The sequence below is a fragment of the Mesorhizobium sp. M1399 genome (genome assembly GCF_040317735.1).
Lineage (GTDB): Bacteria > Pseudomonadota > Alphaproteobacteria > Rhizobiales > Rhizobiaceae > Mesorhizobium.
In genome coordinates this window covers 1-18011 of sequence record NZ_JAMYKZ010000025.1, presented here as the reverse complement: position 1 = coordinate 18011, position 18011 = coordinate 1, and the positions used below count along the sequence as shown (strand labels likewise).

Annotated in this window: 18 protein-coding genes; 4 read left to right on the top strand and 14 right to left on the bottom strand. The window is 61.9% G+C overall.

Annotation, left to right across the window (positions count from 1 at the left end; all coding sequences use genetic code 11):
- Positions 1-119: 119 nt before the first annotated feature.
- The 3 genes from NKH05_RS29355 to xylF form a co-directional block, all read right to left on the bottom strand.
- Positions 120-920, bottom strand: coding sequence for an ATP-binding cassette domain-containing protein (locus NKH05_RS29355; RefSeq protein ID WP_023720922.1), 801 nt, complete (start codon positions 918-920; stop codon positions 120-122).
- A gap of 14 nt (positions 921-934) precedes the next feature.
- A complete protein-coding gene (locus NKH05_RS29350) occupies positions 935-2266 on the bottom strand; it encodes a sugar ABC transporter permease (protein WP_352494194.1) in 1332 nt (443 codons plus the stop codon).
- Positions 2267-2408: 142 nt separating this feature from the next.
- Positions 2409-3449: a D-xylose ABC transporter substrate-binding protein gene (gene xylF, locus NKH05_RS29345; RefSeq protein WP_352494193.1), complete on the bottom strand. Its 1041-nt coding sequence runs from the start codon at positions 3447-3449 to the stop codon at positions 2409-2411.
- A 286-nt stretch (positions 3450-3735) separates the two neighbouring features.
- Between xylF and NKH05_RS29340 the strand changes: the two genes are divergently transcribed.
- A complete protein-coding gene (locus NKH05_RS29340; protein WP_023720925.1) occupies positions 3736-4980 on the top strand; it encodes an ROK family protein in 1245 nt (414 codons plus the stop codon).
- Positions 4981-4989: 9 nt separating this feature from the next.
- Here NKH05_RS29340 and phoB read toward each other — a convergent pair whose 3' ends face one another.
- From phoB to pstS, 6 genes are read right to left on the bottom strand one after another with little or no spacing between them, the layout of a single operon-like run.
- Complete coding sequence (phoB, locus tag NKH05_RS29335) at positions 4990-5679, bottom strand: phosphate regulon transcriptional regulator PhoB (protein ID WP_031194536.1); 690 nt, start codon at positions 5677-5679, stop codon at positions 4990-4992.
- 16 nt (positions 5680-5695) lie between these two features.
- A complete protein-coding gene (gene phoU / locus NKH05_RS29330; RefSeq protein WP_023720927.1) occupies positions 5696-6403 on the bottom strand; it encodes a phosphate signaling complex protein PhoU in 708 nt (235 codons plus the stop codon).
- 32 nt (positions 6404-6435) lie between these two features.
- Positions 6436-7239, bottom strand: a complete 804-nt coding sequence (gene pstB / locus NKH05_RS29325) for a phosphate ABC transporter ATP-binding protein PstB (protein WP_352494192.1) — start codon at positions 7237-7239, stop codon at positions 6436-6438.
- Positions 7236-8087: a phosphate ABC transporter permease PstA gene (pstA, locus tag NKH05_RS29320; protein WP_352588338.1), complete on the bottom strand. Its 852-nt coding sequence runs from the start codon at positions 8085-8087 to the stop codon at positions 7236-7238. Before pstA ends, pstB begins: the two co-directional genes overlap by 4 nt.
- Before the next feature lie 3 nt (positions 8088-8090).
- Positions 8091-9077 (bottom strand): phosphate ABC transporter permease subunit PstC, encoded by a 987-nt coding sequence (gene pstC / locus NKH05_RS29315; RefSeq protein ID WP_502896305.1) that lies wholly within the window; start codon positions 9075-9077, stop codon positions 8091-8093.
- Between the two features lie 59 nt (positions 9078-9136).
- A complete protein-coding gene (pstS, locus tag NKH05_RS29310; RefSeq protein WP_031194537.1) occupies positions 9137-10198 on the bottom strand; it encodes a phosphate ABC transporter substrate-binding protein PstS in 1062 nt (353 codons plus the stop codon).
- Between the two features lie 661 nt (positions 10199-10859).
- Between pstS and NKH05_RS29305 the strand changes: the two genes are divergently transcribed.
- Positions 10860-11213: a hypothetical protein gene (locus NKH05_RS29305; RefSeq protein WP_352494191.1), complete on the top strand. Its 354-nt coding sequence runs from the start codon at positions 10860-10862 to the stop codon at positions 11211-11213.
- Positions 11214-11304: 91 nt separating this feature from the next.
- On the opposite strand, the gene NKH05_RS29300 is transcribed toward NKH05_RS29305, so the two are convergent.
- Complete coding sequence (locus tag NKH05_RS29300; RefSeq protein WP_352817760.1) at positions 11305-12297, bottom strand: DUF2865 domain-containing protein; 993 nt, start codon at positions 12295-12297, stop codon at positions 11305-11307.
- Positions 12298-12630: 333 nt separating this feature from the next.
- Between NKH05_RS29300 and NKH05_RS29295 the strand changes: the two genes are divergently transcribed.
- Positions 12631-12846, top strand: coding sequence for a hypothetical protein (locus NKH05_RS29295; RefSeq protein ID WP_023720934.1), 216 nt, complete (start codon positions 12631-12633; stop codon positions 12844-12846).
- Positions 12847-12983: 137 nt separating this feature from the next.
- Here the strand turns inward: NKH05_RS29295 and tolA are convergent, their stop codons facing one another.
- From tolA to NKH05_RS29275, 4 genes are all read right to left on the bottom strand, one after another.
- A complete protein-coding gene (gene tolA / locus NKH05_RS29290; RefSeq protein ID WP_023720935.1) occupies positions 12984-13388 on the bottom strand; it encodes a cell envelope integrity protein TolA in 405 nt (134 codons plus the stop codon).
- 364 nt (positions 13389-13752) lie between these two features.
- Entirely contained in the window at positions 13753-14643 is an 891-nt protein-coding gene (locus NKH05_RS29285) for a glutathione S-transferase family protein (RefSeq protein ID WP_023720937.1), read from the bottom strand.
- Between the two features lie 27 nt (positions 14644-14670).
- A complete protein-coding gene (locus NKH05_RS29280) occupies positions 14671-15252 on the bottom strand; it encodes a VOC family protein (RefSeq protein ID WP_023720938.1) in 582 nt (193 codons plus the stop codon).
- A gap of 418 nt (positions 15253-15670) precedes the next feature.
- The gene (locus NKH05_RS29275) at positions 15671-16111 is read right to left on the bottom strand and encodes an SRPBCC family protein (protein ID WP_023678521.1); all 441 of its coding nucleotides are present in this window, start codon (positions 16109-16111) and stop codon (positions 15671-15673) included.
- Positions 16112-16227: 116 nt separating this feature from the next.
- Between NKH05_RS29275 and NKH05_RS29270 the strand changes: the two genes are divergently transcribed.
- Positions 16228-17295, top strand: a complete 1068-nt coding sequence (locus NKH05_RS29270) for an adenylate/guanylate cyclase domain-containing protein (protein ID WP_023720940.1) — start codon at positions 16228-16230, stop codon at positions 17293-17295.
- The last annotated feature ends 716 nt before the right edge of the window (positions 17296-18011 follow it).

Sequence of the window (18011 nt, the reverse complement as noted above, 5' to 3'; positions counted from 1 at the left end):
GTCCCGTGGACGGTTCGGCATCTTTATGGGCAACTCCCGACGCCAACACAATGGGGAGGCCAAAGCATGGTGACTGCTGGCACATTTTGGCGACTTGTGATTAGCCGGCTAATTCTCGTTCAGGCCGCGATCTTCAGGGCGCCCGGCCCTGGGATGGCGCCGGGCGGGCACTTGCCGAGGATGATCATGCCGAGCACCTCGTCCTGGGTGACATCGGTCGTGCGCGCCGTGCCGACAACCCGACCGTTCTTCATGACGCAGACGCGGTCGGCAAGCTCGAACACGTCATGGATGTCATGGCTGATCAGGAAGATGCCGATGCCGTCGGCCTTGAGCTGCCTGACCAGTTCGCCGACCTGTGCCGTCTCCTGCGGCCCGAGTGCCGCTGTCGGCTCGTCCATGATCAGGATGCGGGCGTTGAACAGGATGGCGCGGGCGATCGCAACCGACTGCCGCTGGCCGCCCGAAAGCTTTACCACCGGCTCCTTGAAGCGTTGGAAGCGCGGATTGAGCCTGCCCATCACCTTGCGCGCCTCAGCCTCCATGGCGACGTCGTCGAGCGTACCCCAGCCGGTCATCAGCTCACGGCCGAGAAACAGGTTGGCAGCCGCGTCGACATTATCGGCCAGCGCCAGCGTCTGGTAGATCGTCTCGATACCGTACTTCTTGGCGTCGCGGGGATTGGAGATCGAAGCCTCCTCGCCGTTGACGAAAATCTGGCCCGCATCGCGCTTGTAGGCGCCGGACAGGATTTTTATCAACGTCGATTTGCCGGCACCGTTATGGCCGAGCAAAGCCATCACCTCGCCCGGAAAAAGATCGACCGAGGCATCGTCGACGGCGCGAATGCCGCCGAAGGCGATCGAGATGTTGCGCATGTCGATCAGCGGCGTGCCCGTGGGAGCGGTCCTGTCTGCCATGCTCGTTCTCCTCACTAGACCCGTTTGCGATAGACGGTATCGAGCCACACCGCGACCACCAGCACGGCGCCGACAACGATGCTCTGCAGCGGCGAATCGATGCCGAGCAGCACCATGCCGGATTGCAGCGACTGCATCAAAAGCGCGCCGAGCATGGCGCCGAGCACCGTGCCGGAGCCGCCGGCGAGCGACGTGCCGCCGATCACGGCCGCCGCGATGACCAGCAGCTCGTCCAGGGTCCCCAGCGCATTAGTCGACGCGTTGAGGCGCGCCGATGCGATCGCCGCACTGATCGCGGCCAGCACGCCCATGATCATGAACACCTTCATGGTGACCCAGCGTGTGTTGATGCCGGCGAGTTCGGCCGCTTCCGGATTGCCGCCTATGGCAAAGACATAGCGGCCGAAACGGGTGCGTCTGGTGATGAAGGTCATGACGATGCCCGCGGCCACGGCCATCAGCACAGGTATGGCGATGCCGTGGGCGATGAACAACCCGCCCTCGGGAACGGTGATGCCGTTCTGCTGGGCATATTGGCGTACGATGCCGACCGGCCAAGGATAGGAATTGGCGATCCACACGGCGCCGAGGATGGCGGCGCAGGCTATCACGCCGAGCAAGCTTTCCGCCCAGACAGGGCGCAGCGGAAAGTTGAAGCGCTTGCGCTGCGAGCGGCCGTTGAAGAGCATGAAGGCAACGGCCGCGCAGGCGAGGACACCGACGATCCAGCTCCAGGTGGCGCCGATCGAGCCCCGTGGTCCGCCGCCCATCAGCTGGAAGGTCCTGTCCAGCGGCGCAACGGTGCGCCCGCTGGTGATCAGCCATGCCATGCCGCGCCAGACCAGCAATCCGCCGAGCGTCACGATAAAGGCAGGAACCTGGAGATAGGCGATGATGAAACCCTGAAACGCTCCGATAGCCAGGCCGAGCACCAGGCCGGCGGCCAGTGCGATGACCCACAGCCAGGGGCTGCCAAGCTGAAATCCCATGATGCGGACGAGGAATTCGGCCTGCGCCACGCCCATCACCATGCCGATCACGCCTTCCACGGAGCCGACGGAAAGATCGATGTTACGCATCACGATGACCAGCACCATGCCGGTCGCCATGATCGCCACCGACGAGGTCTGCACCGAAAGGTTCCAGAGATTGCGCGGCGTCAGGAAGAGCCCGCCCGACAGTATGTGGATCCCGACCCAGATGACCAGCAGCGCGCCGACCATGCCGAGCATGCGCGTGTCGAGTTCGGTTGCCTTGAGAAATCGGGCAACGACGCCGGCCTCCGATTCCCGCGCCCGGTCTGCCGTCGAGCTGTCGACCGGCGTGTTGGAAGTCGTGTCGGTCATGATGTTTCTCCCGCCGGGTTGCCGTCTGCCGCGGATGCCGGAAGCAGCCTAGAAGTTATCCGCCGGAAGCGGAAAAACAATTCTTTCTTGAAAAAACGCCGCGGCAAGCGGCCGCGGCGTTCGGACTTCTCGGAAACTCGGATCAGTTGCAGACCGGAACAGCGCCCGCCGCCACGCCCGCGCAGACCTCTTCTTTCTTGATCCAGCCGGCGTCGATGACGACGTTGAGGTTGTCCTTGGTGATGGCGACCGGGGTCAGGAACAGGGACTTTACGGTGTTGCCGCCGGGCGTGGTGAAATCCTTCACGCCGGCAATGTCGGTCATCTGCTTGCCGTCGGCCAATTGCGAGGCGATCTCGGCGGCGTTCTTGCCGAGCTCGCGCGCGTCCTTCCACACCGAGACCGTCTGTGTGCCGAGCGCGATGCGGTTCAGCGCGGCGTGGTCGCCGTCCTGGCCCGAGACCGGAACCGATCCAGCCAACCCTTGCGCCGTCAGTGCGGCGACGACGCCGCCGGCAGTGCCGTCGTTAGCGGCGACCACCGCATCGACCTTGTTGTCGTTCGCGGTCAGGAACTGTTCCATGTTCTTCTGGGCGTTGGCCGGCAGCCAGCCGTCGGTATAGGCCTCGCCGACATTCTTGATCTTGCCGCTGTCGATGGCGTCCTTCAGCACTTCCATCGAACCGGCAAAAAGGAAATCGGCATTCGGATCGGCGCCCGAGCCCTTGATGAAGACATAGTTGCCTTCCGGCTTCACCTTGAACACGTCGCGGGCCTGCATGCGGCCGACTTCCTTGTTGTCGAAGGTCAGGTAAAAGACGTCCTTGTTCTCGATCAGCCGGTCGTAGCCGACAACCGGAATACCTTCGTCCAGCGCCTTTTGCACGGCCGGCCCTATCGCCGAGGCGTCCTGCGCCAGGATGATCAGTGCGTTGGCGCCCTGCGAGATCAGGCTCTCGACGTCGGTGAGCTGCTTGCCCGGATTGGACTGTGCGTCGGCGGAGATATACTTGTCGCCGGCAGCCTCGATGGCCGCCTTCATTGCGGCTTCGTCGGTCTTCCAGCGCTCTTCCTGGAAGTTCGACCAGGAAACGCCGATGACCTTGTCTTTAGCCTGCGCCACCGACGCAAGCGCCAGCGTCATGGCGACACCCGCCAGAATGGCGGTCGTGAATTTCTTCATCATATCCTCCCTGCGCCGCGTACGGCGTGACCAATTGGCCCCAAAGGCCAGCTTAGAGGCGCTAATTTTTTCGAGCCTCGAAAAAATACTGGCCCGATCTCCCGCTGCTGTCAACATCGATTCTGATGGATTTTGATGTTGCTGCGACTTTTTTCGAGCTTCGGAATAAACGATGACAGCGCCACCTGCATCTGACACTATTTGCCTCATCCGACACTATTTGTCGGCATTACCGACGGCTTCCGGTTCATGAGCGGCCGCGGCAAACCGGGAGGAAAGCAAAACGATGTCGGTCGGAATCCGCCATGACGATTTGCGCCGGCGCAACCGGGCGATGGTGATCTCGGCCGTGCGCCGGGCCGGCCAGCCATCGCGTACGGAGATCGCCGCAACCACCGGCCTCAGCCATTCGACCATATCGGCGATCTCCTCCGACCTGATACGGGAAGGCATCCTCGCCGAGAGCAAGGCAAGCGAACCCGTTTCGTTGAAACGCGGTCGTCCGCAGGTCGGCCTCGCCCTCAATCCGGAAGCGGCGGCGGTGCTGACCGTGGTGTTGTCGCTGAATTTCCTGTCGGCCGCCATCATCGACTATGCGGGGCAGGTGGTCGCCGAGGAACAGCGCCGGCTGGACACGCTGACCATGCCGCGCGACGAACTGATCCGCGAATGCATGGCCATCGTCCGGCGCCGGCTGGACGATCCAGATCTTGACGTCCGCAGTGTCGCCCGCATCGCCCTGGCGATTCAGGGAATTACCGACTCCCCTGCACGCGCCATGCTGTGGTCGCCGATCACGCCCCAGACGGACATCGCCTTTGCCGACATGCTGGAAGATGAATTCGGCATCCCGGCCACGGTGGAGAACGACTGCAATATGATGGCGGTGGCTTTGCGCTGGCGCGATCCGGATCGCTATCGCGACGACTTCATCGCCATCCTGCTTTCGCACGGCATCGGCATGGGGCTGGTGTTGAAGGGCGAGCTGTTCACCGGCACGCATTCCTCGGGCGGCGAGTTTGGCCACATGATCCATCGTCCGGGCGGCGCGCTCTGCCGTTGCGGGCGGCGCGGCTGCATCGAGGCCTATGCCGGCAATTACGCCATCTGGCGCAACGCCACGCAGATGAGCGAAGACAGCCAACCGGTCGCCGACGTCAGCGACGCCGACATGCGCGCGCTGGCGGTTCGGGCGCGCGAGAAGGACGGGCCGGAACGCGAAGCCTACCGCAAGGCCGGCGAAGCGCTGGGTTTCGGTCTCGGCTCGCTGTTCGCGCTGATCGATCCGGCACCGGTCGCAATGGTCGGCGCCAGTGCCGCCGCCTTTGATCTGATCGAGCCGGCCTTGCGGAAGGCCATCGCCCAGACCGCCGGCGGCCAGCATTCGGGCTCGATCTCCTTCGATACCGAGCCGAACGAATTGCCGCTGATCCGCGAAGGCTGTGCAATGCGGGCGTTAAGCTTCGTCGACCAGCAGATTTTCGCGCCGGGCGCGCAAATGAGGCCCGGCGTCAGAAAGAACGTAGCCTGACTGGGCGGGTCAATCTTCCCTGATCGCGTAGCCGGCACCGCGGATGGTGCGGATGACATCAGGCATGCGGCCGTTGTTGACGGCTTTGCGCAGCCGCCCGACATGCACGTCGACGGTGCGTTCGTCGATATAGATCGTCTCGCCCCAGACATTATCGAGTAACTGGCTGCGCGAGAAGACGCGGCCCGGATGCCGCATCATGAATTCGAGCAACCGGAATTCGGTCGGCCCGAGCCGGATCTCGGTCTTCTTGCGATACACCCTGTGCGATTCGCGATCGAGCACGATGTCGCCGACCTTCAGCACGCTGGACAGCACTTCCGGCTTGGCGCGGCGCAGCAGCGCCTTGACCCTGGCCATGAATTCCGGTGTCGAAAACGGTTTGACCAGATAGTCGTCGGCGCCGGTCGAAAGACCGCGTACCCGGTCGCTCTCCTCGCCGCGCGCGGTCAGCATGATGATCGGCAGCCGTTCGGTTTCGGGGCGCACCCGCAACCGGCGGCAGAGCTCGATGCCGGAAACCGCTGGTATCATCCAGTCGAGCACCAGAAGATCGGGCACATTCTCCTGCAAACGGATCTCGGCTTCGTCGCCGCGTGTCACCACCTCGACCTGGTAGCCTTCGGATTCGAGATTGTAGCGGAGCAGCACACCCAACGGCTCCTCGTCCTCCACCACCATTATGCGTGGTGCGATCATCGGCTGGGCACCCCCATCATGTCGCCGGTGCGGACATTGTCGTTTCGTCTTGCTTCGGACGATTGACCGGCAATTGCTCGCCGGTCAGCACATAATACGCATTTTCGGCGATGTTGGTGACATGGTCGCCGATCCGCTCCAGATTCTTGGCGCAGAACAGCAGATGCGTGCAAGCGGTGATGTTGCGCGGGTCTTCCATCATGTAGGTCAACAGTTCGCGGAACACCGACGTATATTTGACGTCGATGCGCTCGTCGGCGGCGCGTAGCTTGGCCAACGCGGCCGCATCGCCTGCAGCATACTCCTCGATGACGCCCTGCACCTGGATGAGCACCAGCTGCGCCATCGCATCGATGGAATGCGATAGGTCGCGCGGTGTGACGCTAAGGCCGACCGCACTCACACGCTTGGCGATATTCTTGGCAAGGTCGCCGATGCGTTCGAGATCGCCGGCCATGCGGATCGCCCCGACGACATGGCGCAGATCGTGGGCCATCGGCTGGCGCTTGGCGATCAGGGTGATGGCGCGGTCGTCCAGTTCGCGTTGACGCGCATCCATGATGGCATCGTCGGAAACGACGCGTTGCGCCAGCACGTTGTCAGAATTCAACAGGGCCTTGGTCGCCCCGCCGACCATCGAACCGGCGAGGTCGGCCATGTCGCGGATCAGCTTGCTGATCTGCTCGAGATCCTCGTCGAAAGAAGCGACTGTGTGTTCGCCCATGGTCCTGTCCTCATATGCGTGATCGGAACGGCTCAGCCGAAGCGGCCGGTGATGTAATCCTGCGTGCGCTTCTCGCGGGGCGACGTGAAGATCTTCTCGGTCCGGTCGAACTCTACCAGTTCACCCAGATACATGAAGGCGGTCTGGCGCGATACGCGCGCCGCCTGCTGCATGTTGTGGGTGACGATGACGATCGTGTAGTCGGCTTGCAATTCGTCGATCAGTTCCTCGATCTTGGCGGTCGACAGCGGGTCGAGTGCCGAAGCCGGCTCGTCGAGCAGAATGACTTCCGGCTTCACCGCCACGGTGCGGGCAATACAAAGCCGCTGCTGCTGGCCGCCTGACAGGCTCAAGCCGCTGGCGTTGAGCTTGTCCTTGACCTCGCCCCACAGCGCGGCCCGCTTCAACGCTTGTTCGACGCGGCCGTCCATTTCGGACTTGCCCAGATTCTCATAAAGCCTGACGCCGAAGGCGATGTTCTCGTAGATCGACATCGGGAACGGCGTCGGCTTCTGGAACACCATGCCGATCTTGGTCCTCAGGAGATTGAGGTCCTGCGAGCGGTCGAGAATGTTCTTGCCGTCGAGCAGCACCTGGCCCTCGGCTGTCTGCTTCGGGTAGAGTTCGTAGATGCGGTTGAACACACGCAGCAGCGTCGATTTCCCGCAGCCCGAAGGGCCGATGAAGGCAGTGACGCTGCGCTCGGGCAGCGACAAGGTGATGTCCTTCAACGCCTTGCTCTGGCCGTAGTAGAAGTTGAGGTTCTTGACCTCGATCTTCGTCTTCTCGGCGACCGTCTCGGTCATCGTCATGTCCGCGGACAACATCTGTGTCATCTGTCCTCTCTGCGTCCGGTAAGGCTGCGGGCGAGGATGCTCAAGCCCAGAACCGTCAGGGTGATTATGAGTGCGCCGCTCCACGCCAGTTGCTGCCATTCCTCGTAAGGGCTGAGAGCGAACTGGAAGATGGTCACCGGCAGGCTGGCCATCGGCGCGTTGATATTGCTGCTCCAGAACTGGTTGTTGAGCGCGGTGAAGAGCAGCGGCGCCGTCTCGCCGGAAATGCGTGCTATCGCCAGCAATATGCCGGTGACGATGCCGGACAATGCGGCGCGGTAGGCGACCGAACGGATCACCACCCAGCGCGGCGCGCCGATCGCGGCGCCGGCTTCACGCAACGCGTTCGGCACCAGGTTGAGCATGTCTTCAGTGGTGCGCACGACCACCGGAATGACCAGGATGGCAAGCGCAACGGCGCCGGCTATGGCCGAGAAATGCCCCATTGGCCGCACCATCAACTCATAGACGAACAAGCCGATGATGATCGACGGCGCCGACAACAGGATGTCGTTGATGAAGCGCACGACGGTGGTGATGCGCGAGAAACGCCCATATTCGGCCATGTAGGTTCCCGCCAGCACGCCGATCGGCGTGCCGACGACAACGGCGATGATCGTCATCAGCAGGCTGCCCGCGATTGCATTGAGCAGGCCGCCGGCCTCGCCTGGCGGTGGCGTCATCTCGGTGAAGACCGCGAACGAAAGCCCGGCTGTGCCCTTATAGACCAGTGCACCGAGAATGAGCGCCAGCCAGGCAAGCCCGATGCCGGCGGCGACGACGCAAAGCGCCATCATCACCGAATTTCTGGCTTTGCGGCGGCTGTGGAGCGATGAGGATGTCGACATCGGTCAGGCTCCCGTACGGGCGTCGATCCGCATCAGCATATAGCGGGCGGCGGCAAGGATCAGGAAAGTGATGACGAACAGGATCAGGCCGAGCGAAACCAGGGAAGAGGTGTAGAGATCGCCGTCGGCCTCGGTGAATTCATTGGCGATGGTCGCCGAGATGGTCGTGCCCGGCGCGAACAGGGAGGCGCTGATGCGGTGGGCGTTGCCGATGACGAAGGTCACCGCCATGGTTTCGCCGAGCGCGCGGCCGAGGCCAAGCATGACGCCGCCCATGATACCGATGCGGGTATAGGGAATGACCACGCGCCGGGTCACTTCCCAGGTCGTGCAACCGATGCCGTAGGCCGATTCCTTCAGCACCGCCGGCACCGTATCGAAGACGTCCTTGGTGATCGAGGTGATGAAGGGCAGCACCATGATGGCGAGGATCAGCGCCGAGGTCAGAAGGCCGATGCCGTAAGGAGGGCCGGCGAAAAGGCTGGATAGTCCCGGCACGCCGTGGAAGATGTTGATGATGAAGGGCTGTATCGTCGTCTGCAGGAACGGCGCGAACACGAACAGGCCCCAGATGCCGTAGATGATCGAGGGAATGCCGGCCAACAGCTCGACCGCTATGCCGATCGGGCGCCTGAGCGGGCGCGGGCAGAGTTCGGTGAGAAACACGGCAATGCCGATGCCGATCGGAACCGCGATCAGGATGGCGATGGCCGCCGTGACCAGCGTGCCGTAGATCGGCGCCAGCGCGCCAAATTTTTCCGTTACCGGATTCCAGCTTTCAGTCGTCAGGAAAGAGAACCCGAAGGACGACAGGGCCTGCCATGAGCCGGCAAACAGCGAGATTGCGACACCACCGAGGATGACCAGCACAAGAATTGCGGAAGCGCGGGTGAGTCCGCGGAATATGGCGTCTGTGAGCGCGAAGCGCCGCACCGTAGCTTCCCTGGCCCGGGCTGCAGATGATAGCATGGCATCGGAAGCGATGGTCATTGGGTCCTCGCGATTGAAGGCAACAGGGAGGGCGCCGTCGACGCCCTCCCTGGAGGAGATTACATAGCCGAGTAGAGCGGCTTGCCGTCGCTGCCGACGACTTCCTTGGCCCACATGGCCTTGACGCTCTCGACCACCTTGTCGGGCATCGGAACGTAGTCCAGCTCGCCGGCCATCTCGTCGCCCTTGTCGTATGCCCAGGCGAAGAATTTGAGCGCTTCGCCGGTGGTCGCCGCGTCGTCCGGCTTCTTGTACAGGAGGATCCACGTCGCCGCCGTCATTGGCCAGGACTCGGCGCCCGGCTCGTTGGCGAGGATGACGCCATAGCCCGGCTGCGAGCTCCAGTCGGCATTGGCCGCTGCCGCCGAGAATGCCGCCGCGGTGGGTTCGACCTTCTTGCCGTCCTTGTTGATCATATCGGTGTGGGTGAGCTTGTTCTGCTTGGCATAGGCGTATTCGACATAGCCGATCGCGCCGCCGGTCTGGGAGACGTTGTTGGCAACGCCCTCATTGCCCTTGGCGCCGATGCCCACGGGCCATTCCACGGCCTTGTCGACGCCGACCTTTTCTTTCCAGTCCGCGCTGACGTCGCCGAGGTAGTATGTGAAGTTGAACGTCGTGCCCGACCCATCGGAACGGTGAACGACCGCGATCGCCTGCGAAGGCAGCTTGACGTCGGGATTGAGCTTCTTGATCGCCTCGTCATCCCAGCTCGTGATCTTGCCGAGGAAGATGTCGGCCAGCGTCGGGCCGTCGAGAACCAACTCGCCCGGCTTGATGCCTTCGAGGTTGACGACGGGAACGATGCCGCCCATCACCATCGGGAACTGAGCCAATCCGGACGATTCAAGCTCTTCGCCTTTCAGCGGCGCATCAGAAGCGCCGAAGGTAACGGTCTTGGCTTTGATCTGCTTGATGCCGCCGCCGGAACCGATCGACTGATAGTTAAGCCCAATGCCGGTGTCTTTCTTGTAAGTGTCGGCCCACTTCGCATAGATCGGGTAGGGGAAGGTGGCGCCGGCGCCGGAGATGTCCGCGGCGAGCGCGGCGGACAGGGTGAGGGTAGTCGTCGCCGCAGCCATTGCAATCGCAACGGCCGCCGAGCGGATGAAATGTCTCATGTGGCCTGCTCCTGTTCGGAATATGGTCTCTCGGCGCCATTCCTCCGGCGCCCGCTGAGGCCAATAGCCCCCGATTATTACAGTCGCATGACAGTTTCATGTCGCTCCGGTAACGTCGTCCAGCCGGGTTAAGAAGGAACGGCCGCGGGCTTTGTCGGCATGGGCCGCGGTTTGCCGCTGGAATCAGCAGCTTGCGTGAATTCCGGCCGGCTTTGTCCGCTCGACGATAGCAGCCACTGACCTTGAGAAGAAAAAAGCCGGACGGGAGCGCGTTGCATGCAGCCAGAACGTGTCATGGCCGCGCCATCGCCGAAACAGGTCCGTTGGGGTAAATCTGACCCTGTTTCTTGCCGGCGGTCGCTGCTCCCGCCCGTAACTGGAGGAGCGGAACTTCGAATATCCCATTGTCGCGACTGAGCGCGCCATTGGGTATGGTGCGATCGCACCATGGCCTTACGCTGGAAGCGGTGACGAATCGCAAGGTTTTAATTCGCCTCGCGCTGGACCTCCATCCGCGCCCGACCCGGCGATCGATCTTTCGAGCGGGGCCTTCGACTGGAAGTGCGGCGATTTCTACTTCACCTTACCTACTCCCTCTGCACTATTCCGCCGGTTGTCGGTTGGGCCGAAGCAGCGTTATAAGCTTGCAGGGGTGTTGCTGATGTTTCGACGGATTCTGCCTGTCTTCCTGTGCCTGGCGCTGCTTCTGGGAACCGGCTGCGCGCGCAGCTATGACGGCACCGTGATCATTCCCAAGCCGCTCGATGTTCGCCGTTTCTGGGACCGGCCTTCTCCGCAGGCGCAAGCCGAACAGTCGCAGCTGGAGACCGATGTCTTTCCTGTGGCGCCTCAAACGCCGAAAAGGCCGGCGGTGCGCAGGAGCGCAGCTTCCGTTGCAGCGCCACGAAGGAAGGTCGTCGCCAACCCGCCCATGCTGTCATCGGAGCCGGCGAAGCCGCTCACCTGCAGGAATGTCAGCCTGCCCGGCAAACGGGCCCGCATGGTCTGCGAATAACCAACCGGCCGTCGGTCGATACGTGCGGCTGTAGGCCTTGAAGCGGCTATCCGGCCAGCCGTTCGCCGTCTCGGGACATCGCCTGCCCTGGTCAGTCCGCCGGGAAAAAGGCCGGCCCGACCACTCTCACCGGCCGCGCGCCGATCGCTCTTTCGACCGACTGATGCTGGGCAGCCCCTGGCACCTCGGCAACCGGCGTTTTTGCCCCTGCGAGAGCGGTACCGGCGGTTTCGATCCCGGATTCAGGAATTTCCGCGACGCTGCCAAAATCCGGCTTTGCCGTCGGCAACGGAATGATGGCGTTGCTCATGTTGGCCGGTGTCACGGTTCGTGCCCTGAGTTCGGCGACGCGCTGGTAATAGCGCTTGACGTCGCAGGCCTTGAAGTTCGCGTCGTCGCGGTACCTGAAGGCGGTCGCAAGCTCCACATAGGGCTTTTGCGTCTCGAGCGCGATCATCTCTTCGGTCTCGCGGGTGGCATCGCTCAGCGTATAGAGTTCGACGCCGGCATCGTCGCAGATATAGCGGCACTGATCGACCGTTTCCTTCAGATCGTCGTTCTTGGCGAACTGCGATTTTGGCGCGGGGAAGAAATATCCGTCCGACAAGCGAACGCAAAACAGCATCCGATTGCCACCCATTGTTGCGCCTGCGGACTGGGTTTTGGGTGCTGTGCGCTGCTGCGCCGGCGGCTGGTCTTGCTGCGCCTGCTGCTTCTTGGCAGCGGGGGCGGCGCAGCCCAGCGCGACGAACCTGGCCTTCAGGCCGGAGGTGTCCCTGCCCGAATTCGACAGTCTGGCGATCTGCCGTTGCACCTCCGCCTTGCTGCTTACGAGGTCGGCGCAGGGGTTGAAGAAGAACCCGGCCGTTTTCGCCGTGCATCGGCGCTGTCTCTCCAGCCTTTGAATCGCGGCGAGTTGCCGGCGTAGTTGGGCAAGCTCGGGGCTGGTCCCGGCGCCACGCCCCGCCGAAAGCAATTGGCTCCTGATCGCGCCGCAGCTATCCGCATAGGAGGAGGACGTGCCGAGCGCAACGGCTATTGCCGACACCAGCATCAGAATCGTGAGAAGCCAGAAGCGTGTCATTGGAGCGACCATTGTCCTTGTTGCGCCGAGAACAGGATTTCTTTGTCGACTATGGATAAGTACTGGCTAAATCAGTTTTACCTAATTGAAGTAGACCGCCCCGCCACCAGAGACTTTAGTTCTAGTGTATTATATCCACTGGCGTAAATTCAATATTACATTTTTATTTCAAGATTGAGACGAACCGGCAGCAACGCCGGCGAACTCGCGCCACGGCGAAGTTTGAAGCACCCGGCCGGTTCCGCACCGCGATCAATCCGGCGTTACCGGCCGGCCGTTGCTGAAACCTTAGCCCCAAGTTCGGCGTTGAGCGGCCAAAGGAGGAGACCGCAAATGTCGATTCATTTCACTGTCGCGGGCCTGACCAGGAATCTGTTCCATTCACTTGGGCTGGACCATGAACGCACACCGAGGCCGCTCGACCACGAGCAGAGGCTTTTGCTGGAGTGCTATCTCGCCGGCCAGATTCCGGAATCGGCCTGGAGCGACTATGTCTTCGAAATGCCGGAACTGGCGCGACATGTCGAGGCCAGACGAAGCCGCCACTAAAGCGCATCGCGGTCGACCGGGCCTCATGCGACGCGCTTAGGTTCTTGTTTTATGCATGTCGTTGTCGCAAAACCGCTGCACACTTTTGCTCGACATGCGCTAGATCCCGAAAAGTAGAATCCGGTTGTCGGAAAAGATCAAGGCGAAGCCTGCACCCGCGTTGCAGGCTGTTTTTGTTTGGGCGAGTTGAATTGCAGAGTGAACACCTTGCCCGGGATGCCTTCAGCCAGCGCCGGTGAAAGGCTCAACGGCAGGCAGTGGTCCACGGCCGCAATCGCCGCATCGACAAAAGCTTGCCGCGCCTTCTCGTCGCCGGCCACGCGGATGGCAGTCGGCTTGGGCCGGCCGATCAGCGTGCCATTGCGCCTGAAGCTGAAGCTCAGGGTGACGGTGGAGTTCCCGGCATTCGCTGGCGGGGTCCAGCACGCCTGGATGGCAGCCCCGACCTCGGGCATGGAGTTGAGCGTTGCTGCATTCGATTGACCGGCTGTGCCCGCCAGCATGGCGCCTGCAATCACCACCATTCCAGCAATGCTTTTCATGACAGGGCCTCTGTCCTTGAACCGCCCTCGAGGACGTGACTAACTTCGATGGTAGGGCCGACATCGGCGATGACAAGGTGCCAGCAACGCGCTTCATCAGCCATGCAGGCGTCGTGAAGCGCCGTCGGCCGCAACTTCGGCAGGGCTGCAACAAGCAAAAGGCCGGCGAGCAGCCGACCTTTGCTTTCCATCCGCGCCAGTACATCCGTGGTCGCGGGCTGGAGGTGGATACAGTAGAAAGGGTTTCGGTTAACGAAACCTTAAGCTCCCCACATCGTGCAAACAGGGGAGAGTAAAAAAGAATTACCCCAGATCGTTACCGGCTCCTGCAGAACGTACGGACGATCGCCGGCCTGCACGTGCCTCAGGCGTTGGCCTGCGACCGCACATAGGCGATATAGCCGCGCACATCGCCGGCCGGCTCGGCATAGGCCTTGCCGAGCTTCTTCTCGATCGCCGTCATATAGTCTTTTGCCCATTGGGGCAGCGCATAGTCGATGACGGCGAGGAACTCGAGCGTCGCCGCCAGACGGATGTCGGCGATCGACGGGTTCTTGCCGCCGATGAACGGCTTGCCGTTCCTGAAGAAGCTGTGAAACACCTCCAGCGGCTCGGCTATCGCTTCTATAGCGGCCTTTTGGGCTTCCGACTTCTTGTCGGGATGAGCGTCGCTGTGGCCGACCTCGCCGGCATATTGCGGGAAATTCAGTGCAGGATAGGTGGCGCGCGCCACATAGGGGTAGAGCGTCCCGATCAGGTAGAACATGGCGCTGTCGATCATTGCCCGCTTGGCCGGCGCCTTGGGATATAGTTTCTCCAGCCCGTGCTTGTTGGCGAGGTACTGCATGATGGCGCAGCTTTCCCACAAGACACCTCTCGGCAGGCCCTTGTCCTCGATCATCGGCGTCAAATGGGCCGGGTTTCGCGCCATGTATTCAGGCGAGCGCGTGTGGCCCCATACGTCGGTCTCGGAATGGTCGAGCCCGGCCGCGCGCGCAAACACCCGTACGCTCATATTGTTGACGCTCGGCTTCAGCATGCTGAGCATCAGCGCGGGTTTTTTCGCTGATTTCGCTACGGCCTTCCGCGCGGACTTCGCGGATGCCTTGGCTGCAGGTTTTGCGGCGGCTTTCGTTGCCGACTTGGCGGACGCTTTCGACGCCTTGGCTGCAGGCTTTGTCGCGGCCTTGGCAACTGGTTTCGGAGCGGCCTTGGCGGCCGGCTTCTTCGCACTCTTCGTTGTCGTCTTTGCCATTGTGTCCTCCCTTTGTTTGGCCTGTCGTCAGTATGGATCTTTCGGAGCGCGGTCTTCCGACAAGGTCGCGCGGGAGCGCTCGACAAGCGCCTGGATCGCGTCGGCGAGATGCACCTCGGCTATTGCGTAGTCGCCGCGCGCGACGCGGATCTTGTGCGCCTGCATCAACACGTCGGCATGGGTGAAGCCCGCCGGCGGCTCGAAACGGTAGGAGGCGAGCTCGATCAGCAGGCCGAGCGGATCCTCGAAGTAGATCGAGTCCATGAAGCCGCGATCCTTGACGCCGCTGTGCTTGATGGCGCGCTCGTCGAGCCGGCCGACCGCCTGCAAAAAGGTGACGCGCGACACCGCGAAAGCGATGTGATGGACGCAGCCCGTATCGGTTGGCGTGCGCCGCTTGACCGGCGTGCGGCTCTCGTCGGTGAAGACGGTGATCAGCCGGCCGTCGCCCGGATCGAAATAAAGATGGCTTTCGCTGGCTTTGTCGAGGTTGGGCTGCTCGAAGATGAAAGGCATGCCGAGCACGCCTTCCCAGAAATCGATGGAGCTCTGGCGATCGGCGCCGACCAGCGTGATGTGATGGACGCCTTGTGATTGCAGCTTCTGCATCTGACTCCTCCCGGCCACGCCGTCTTGCCGCCGAACGGAAGTTCGGATGCCCAGTCGCGCTTGGATCAGCGCCCGGCATGTGACCGCGCCCGGCCTCGCTCGCCTGCGCTCCGCATTCCGCATCCTGCAGGAGTGCGGCCGGAGCTTTGATGAACGGATGCTAATTCAATCCGAGGCGTTGCGCCAGAAGCGCTGAGTTTCAAGAACTCCACGCAGGCGCCAAGAGCGGCACCGGGATCGCGGACGCCTTCGCCGAGCTCGCCGAAACGATCCGTCGCCGGCAGCTGTAATGGTGCGGCAGCCCGCAGGTCGCTGGGTTTCCCGAGCGGCCGGTTTGGCGACGGCAGGTCAAAGGGGCCTCGTTGACGCATGCCGCGCCTGGTTCGGATTACGGGCATCCGCGGCCCTTAGATGAAAATCACATATTCTTCATCGGCACGTCGGGATCGACATGTCCCCCATCGGCAGTGATCTTCAGCCGTGAGAGGTAGTGCTCCCATCCCCTTCGGTGGCTGTCACGCTCCTTTGCGTTCGGCAGTCCGCTGTGCGTGAAGCGGATCAGTGTCCCCGCATCCCTCGCGATCAGGTCGATCTCGACATGGCTGGAGCCGGGCGGCACGGTCTCGTTGTCTTCCCAGCCAAAACTGTAGGCAAGACGGTGGACCGGGATCACCTCGGTGAACTCACCGCGGGCCATATGGCGACCACCGACATTGACGAGGAACAGACCGCCCGGCGATGCATCCAAATTCGCTTCGGTCCCGATCCATCGCACGATCTGGTCCGGATCCGTCAAAAGCGCGAACACGGTCGCTTGTGGCGCGGCGACCTCAATCTCTGTGTAAACCGATTCCGCCATCGCTCACTCCAGGTCACATCCGCATCGAATACCGTGCATGATTGAAGCGAATGTGGGGAGTTGCAAGAAGATGTTCGAGGCGTAAGCATAAGCCTGTGCCGAGTGACCTTCTGCCGATGCTTCTCGCAAACTCGCTTTCATTCCTTCTGGACGACGCCGCGCATATTGGCGACGGTGGGCGACTTCTATTGCAGCTCTCAACGCATTTGATGGAAGACGGCCTGCCGATCATCGCCGGCGCGCTGGCGCAGGATGCTCCCGACCCGATCATTTCACGCCGCATCTGGCTCTGGCGAGCGCCTGGGAATGAAGTGGTCGAGGCTTTGGGCATAGGCGCCGACCGCCAGAATGCCGATCCCCGGCTCGTGCTGCGGGAGTGGCTTGGCACGACGCGGGCGATGGTGTTCGACGAGCGAGCGGGCGGTGTCGCACCGACTTTGGTGTGGGCGTTCGATCATACTCCGGATGAGGCGCAGTCAGAGCTGCTGCGGCAAATCTCCCGGTTTGCTGCGGCTCCGATGACCGCACTCGCAGAACGGTCCGCGAAACGCGCATTGCTCGAAGCATATTTGGGAAAGCGCAGTGCAGCACATGTGCTCAACGGTCATTCTCGTCGAGTAAAGGGAGAGACGATACGGGCTGCGCTTCTGTGCGCGGACCTTCGAGGTTTCACCGATCTATCCGAGGTTCATGATGCAGACGAGATCGTATTGGTACTTGATGCCTGGTTCGATTGCGTCGCGGGCGCGGTGCACGCATTTGGTGGTGAGGTTCTCAAGTTTATAGGTGATGGCGTCCTCGCGATTTTCCCGATTGGCGAGCGCGATGCAAATGCCGCATGTGACGCTGCGGTACGCGCCGTGAAGGCCACGCGCGCCGGGATAGATCATCTCAACCAAACTCGGCGCCGCAATGGCGGCCCTGAGCTCGGATATGGCATTGGCCTGCATGTCGGCGAGATACTCTGGGGGAACATCGGCACTGCCGGCAGGTTGGACTTCACCGCGATCGGCAAGGCTGTAAATCTTGTCAGCCGCATCGAAGGGCTGTGCAAGCCGTTGGGACGGACGGTGCTCGCGTCGACAGTGTTCGAGGCAGAAACTACCGAGCCGATGATCGCCATGGGCAGTCATCCGCTCGGAGGAATAGCAGGCGCGCAAACACTTTTCGGCTTGCCGGAATAGATCGAATGGTTGAGCCCGCCGTGGATGTGTCGTTCGCAGCATATCTTGGTATCGTGCGAAGCCATGACTGAGAGAAATTCGAACGGCAAAGAAGCTACGATACTGCAACTGGAGTATGGCGCGTTTAGAGCCCAGCCATGCCGTCGGCATGCTTGCCGATCGCGTCGCCGGGGCCGTGGATAGTGCGCTGAGTCAAATCAGCCGGACAGCTTCAAACGGACGGAAGCCCGAATCCTCGCCAATCAGGCATCGGACATGCGGCGGGCAGCGTCACGGAACGGATAGTCGACACGGACGACGCCATCTTGTTTCCTGAGGACCCAATACTCACATATGTCGCCCCCGTTTCGGGGCCGGGATACTTGAGCTATATTTCAGGGAAGGAGAACAACATGGGTGGCGTTAAGGTGGCAATGAGGCGCTTCCCCGCTGCCGCTATCGCTGGCCCCGAGCCGTGCCATCGGATGAAAGCTGCATCCTTGCCGGTAATGTCCTTCACCGATTTCAACAGGGTTCATGGACCGCTCGAAGCGCCCGATAATGGTCGCAGGTAGGCGATAGCAGCGGCCGGACAATGCTCTTGTGAAGCTGAGGCCGTAGCGTTGGTTTCCCGCTAAACAACGCTACCAGACATTTAAGCACGACCGCGTAGGATCGATGGTCTTGTGAATTTTTGGATTCGGCAACGCGACAGCTACTCCCAGAGGGATATTCCC

Excerpts from the sequence above, each read along its gene's own strand:
- NKH05_RS29355 (WP_023720922.1), bottom strand. The coding sequence starts at position 920 with ATGGCAGACAGGACCGCTCCCACGGGCACGCCGCTGATCGACATGCGC.
- NKH05_RS29350 (WP_352494194.1), bottom strand. The coding sequence starts at position 2,266 with ATGACCGACACGACTTCCAACACGCCGGTCGACAGCTCGACGGCAGAC.
- xylF (WP_352494193.1), bottom strand. The coding sequence starts at position 3,449 with ATGAAGAAATTCACGACCGCCATTCTGGCGGGTGTCGCCATGACGCTG.
- NKH05_RS29340 (WP_023720925.1), top strand. The coding sequence starts at position 3,736 with ATGTCGGTCGGAATCCGCCATGACGATTTGCGCCGGCGCAACCGGGCG.
- phoB (WP_031194536.1), bottom strand. The coding sequence starts at position 5,679 with ATGATCGCACCACGCATAATGGTGGTGGAGGACGAGGAGCCGTTGGGT.
- phoU (WP_023720927.1), bottom strand. The coding sequence starts at position 6,403 with ATGGGCGAACACACAGTCGCTTCTTTCGACGAGGATCTCGAGCAGATC.
- pstB (WP_352494192.1), bottom strand. The coding sequence starts at position 7,239 with ATGACACAGATGTTGTCCGCGGACATGACGATGACCGAGACGGTCGCC.
- pstA (WP_352588338.1), bottom strand. The coding sequence starts at position 8,087 with ATGTCGACATCCTCATCGCTCCACAGCCGCCGCAAAGCCAGAAATTCG.
- pstC (WP_502896305.1), bottom strand. The coding sequence starts at position 9,077 with ATGACCATCGCTTCCGATGCCATGCTATCATCTGCAGCCCGGGCCAGG.
- pstS (WP_031194537.1), bottom strand. The coding sequence starts at position 10,198 with ATGAGACATTTCATCCGCTCGGCGGCCGTTGCGATTGCAATGGCTGCG.
- NKH05_RS29305 (WP_352494191.1), top strand. The coding sequence starts at position 10,860 with ATGTTTCGACGGATTCTGCCTGTCTTCCTGTGCCTGGCGCTGCTTCTG.
- NKH05_RS29300 (WP_352817760.1), bottom strand. The coding sequence starts at position 12,297 with ATGACACGCTTCTGGCTTCTCACGATTCTGATGCTGGTGTCGGCAATA.
- NKH05_RS29295 (WP_023720934.1), top strand. The coding sequence starts at position 12,631 with ATGTCGATTCATTTCACTGTCGCGGGCCTGACCAGGAATCTGTTCCAT.
- tolA (WP_023720935.1), bottom strand. The coding sequence starts at position 13,388 with ATGAAAAGCATTGCTGGAATGGTGGTGATTGCAGGCGCCATGCTGGCG.
- NKH05_RS29285 (WP_023720937.1), bottom strand. The coding sequence starts at position 14,643 with ATGGCAAAGACGACAACGAAGAGTGCGAAGAAGCCGGCCGCCAAGGCC.
- NKH05_RS29280 (WP_023720938.1), bottom strand. The coding sequence starts at position 15,252 with ATGCAGAAGCTGCAATCACAAGGCGTCCATCACATCACGCTGGTCGGC.
- NKH05_RS29275 (WP_023678521.1), bottom strand. The coding sequence starts at position 16,111 with ATGGCGGAATCGGTTTACACAGAGATTGAGGTCGCCGCGCCACAAGCG.
- NKH05_RS29270 (WP_023720940.1), top strand. The coding sequence starts at position 16,228 with ATGCTTCTCGCAAACTCGCTTTCATTCCTTCTGGACGACGCCGCGCAT.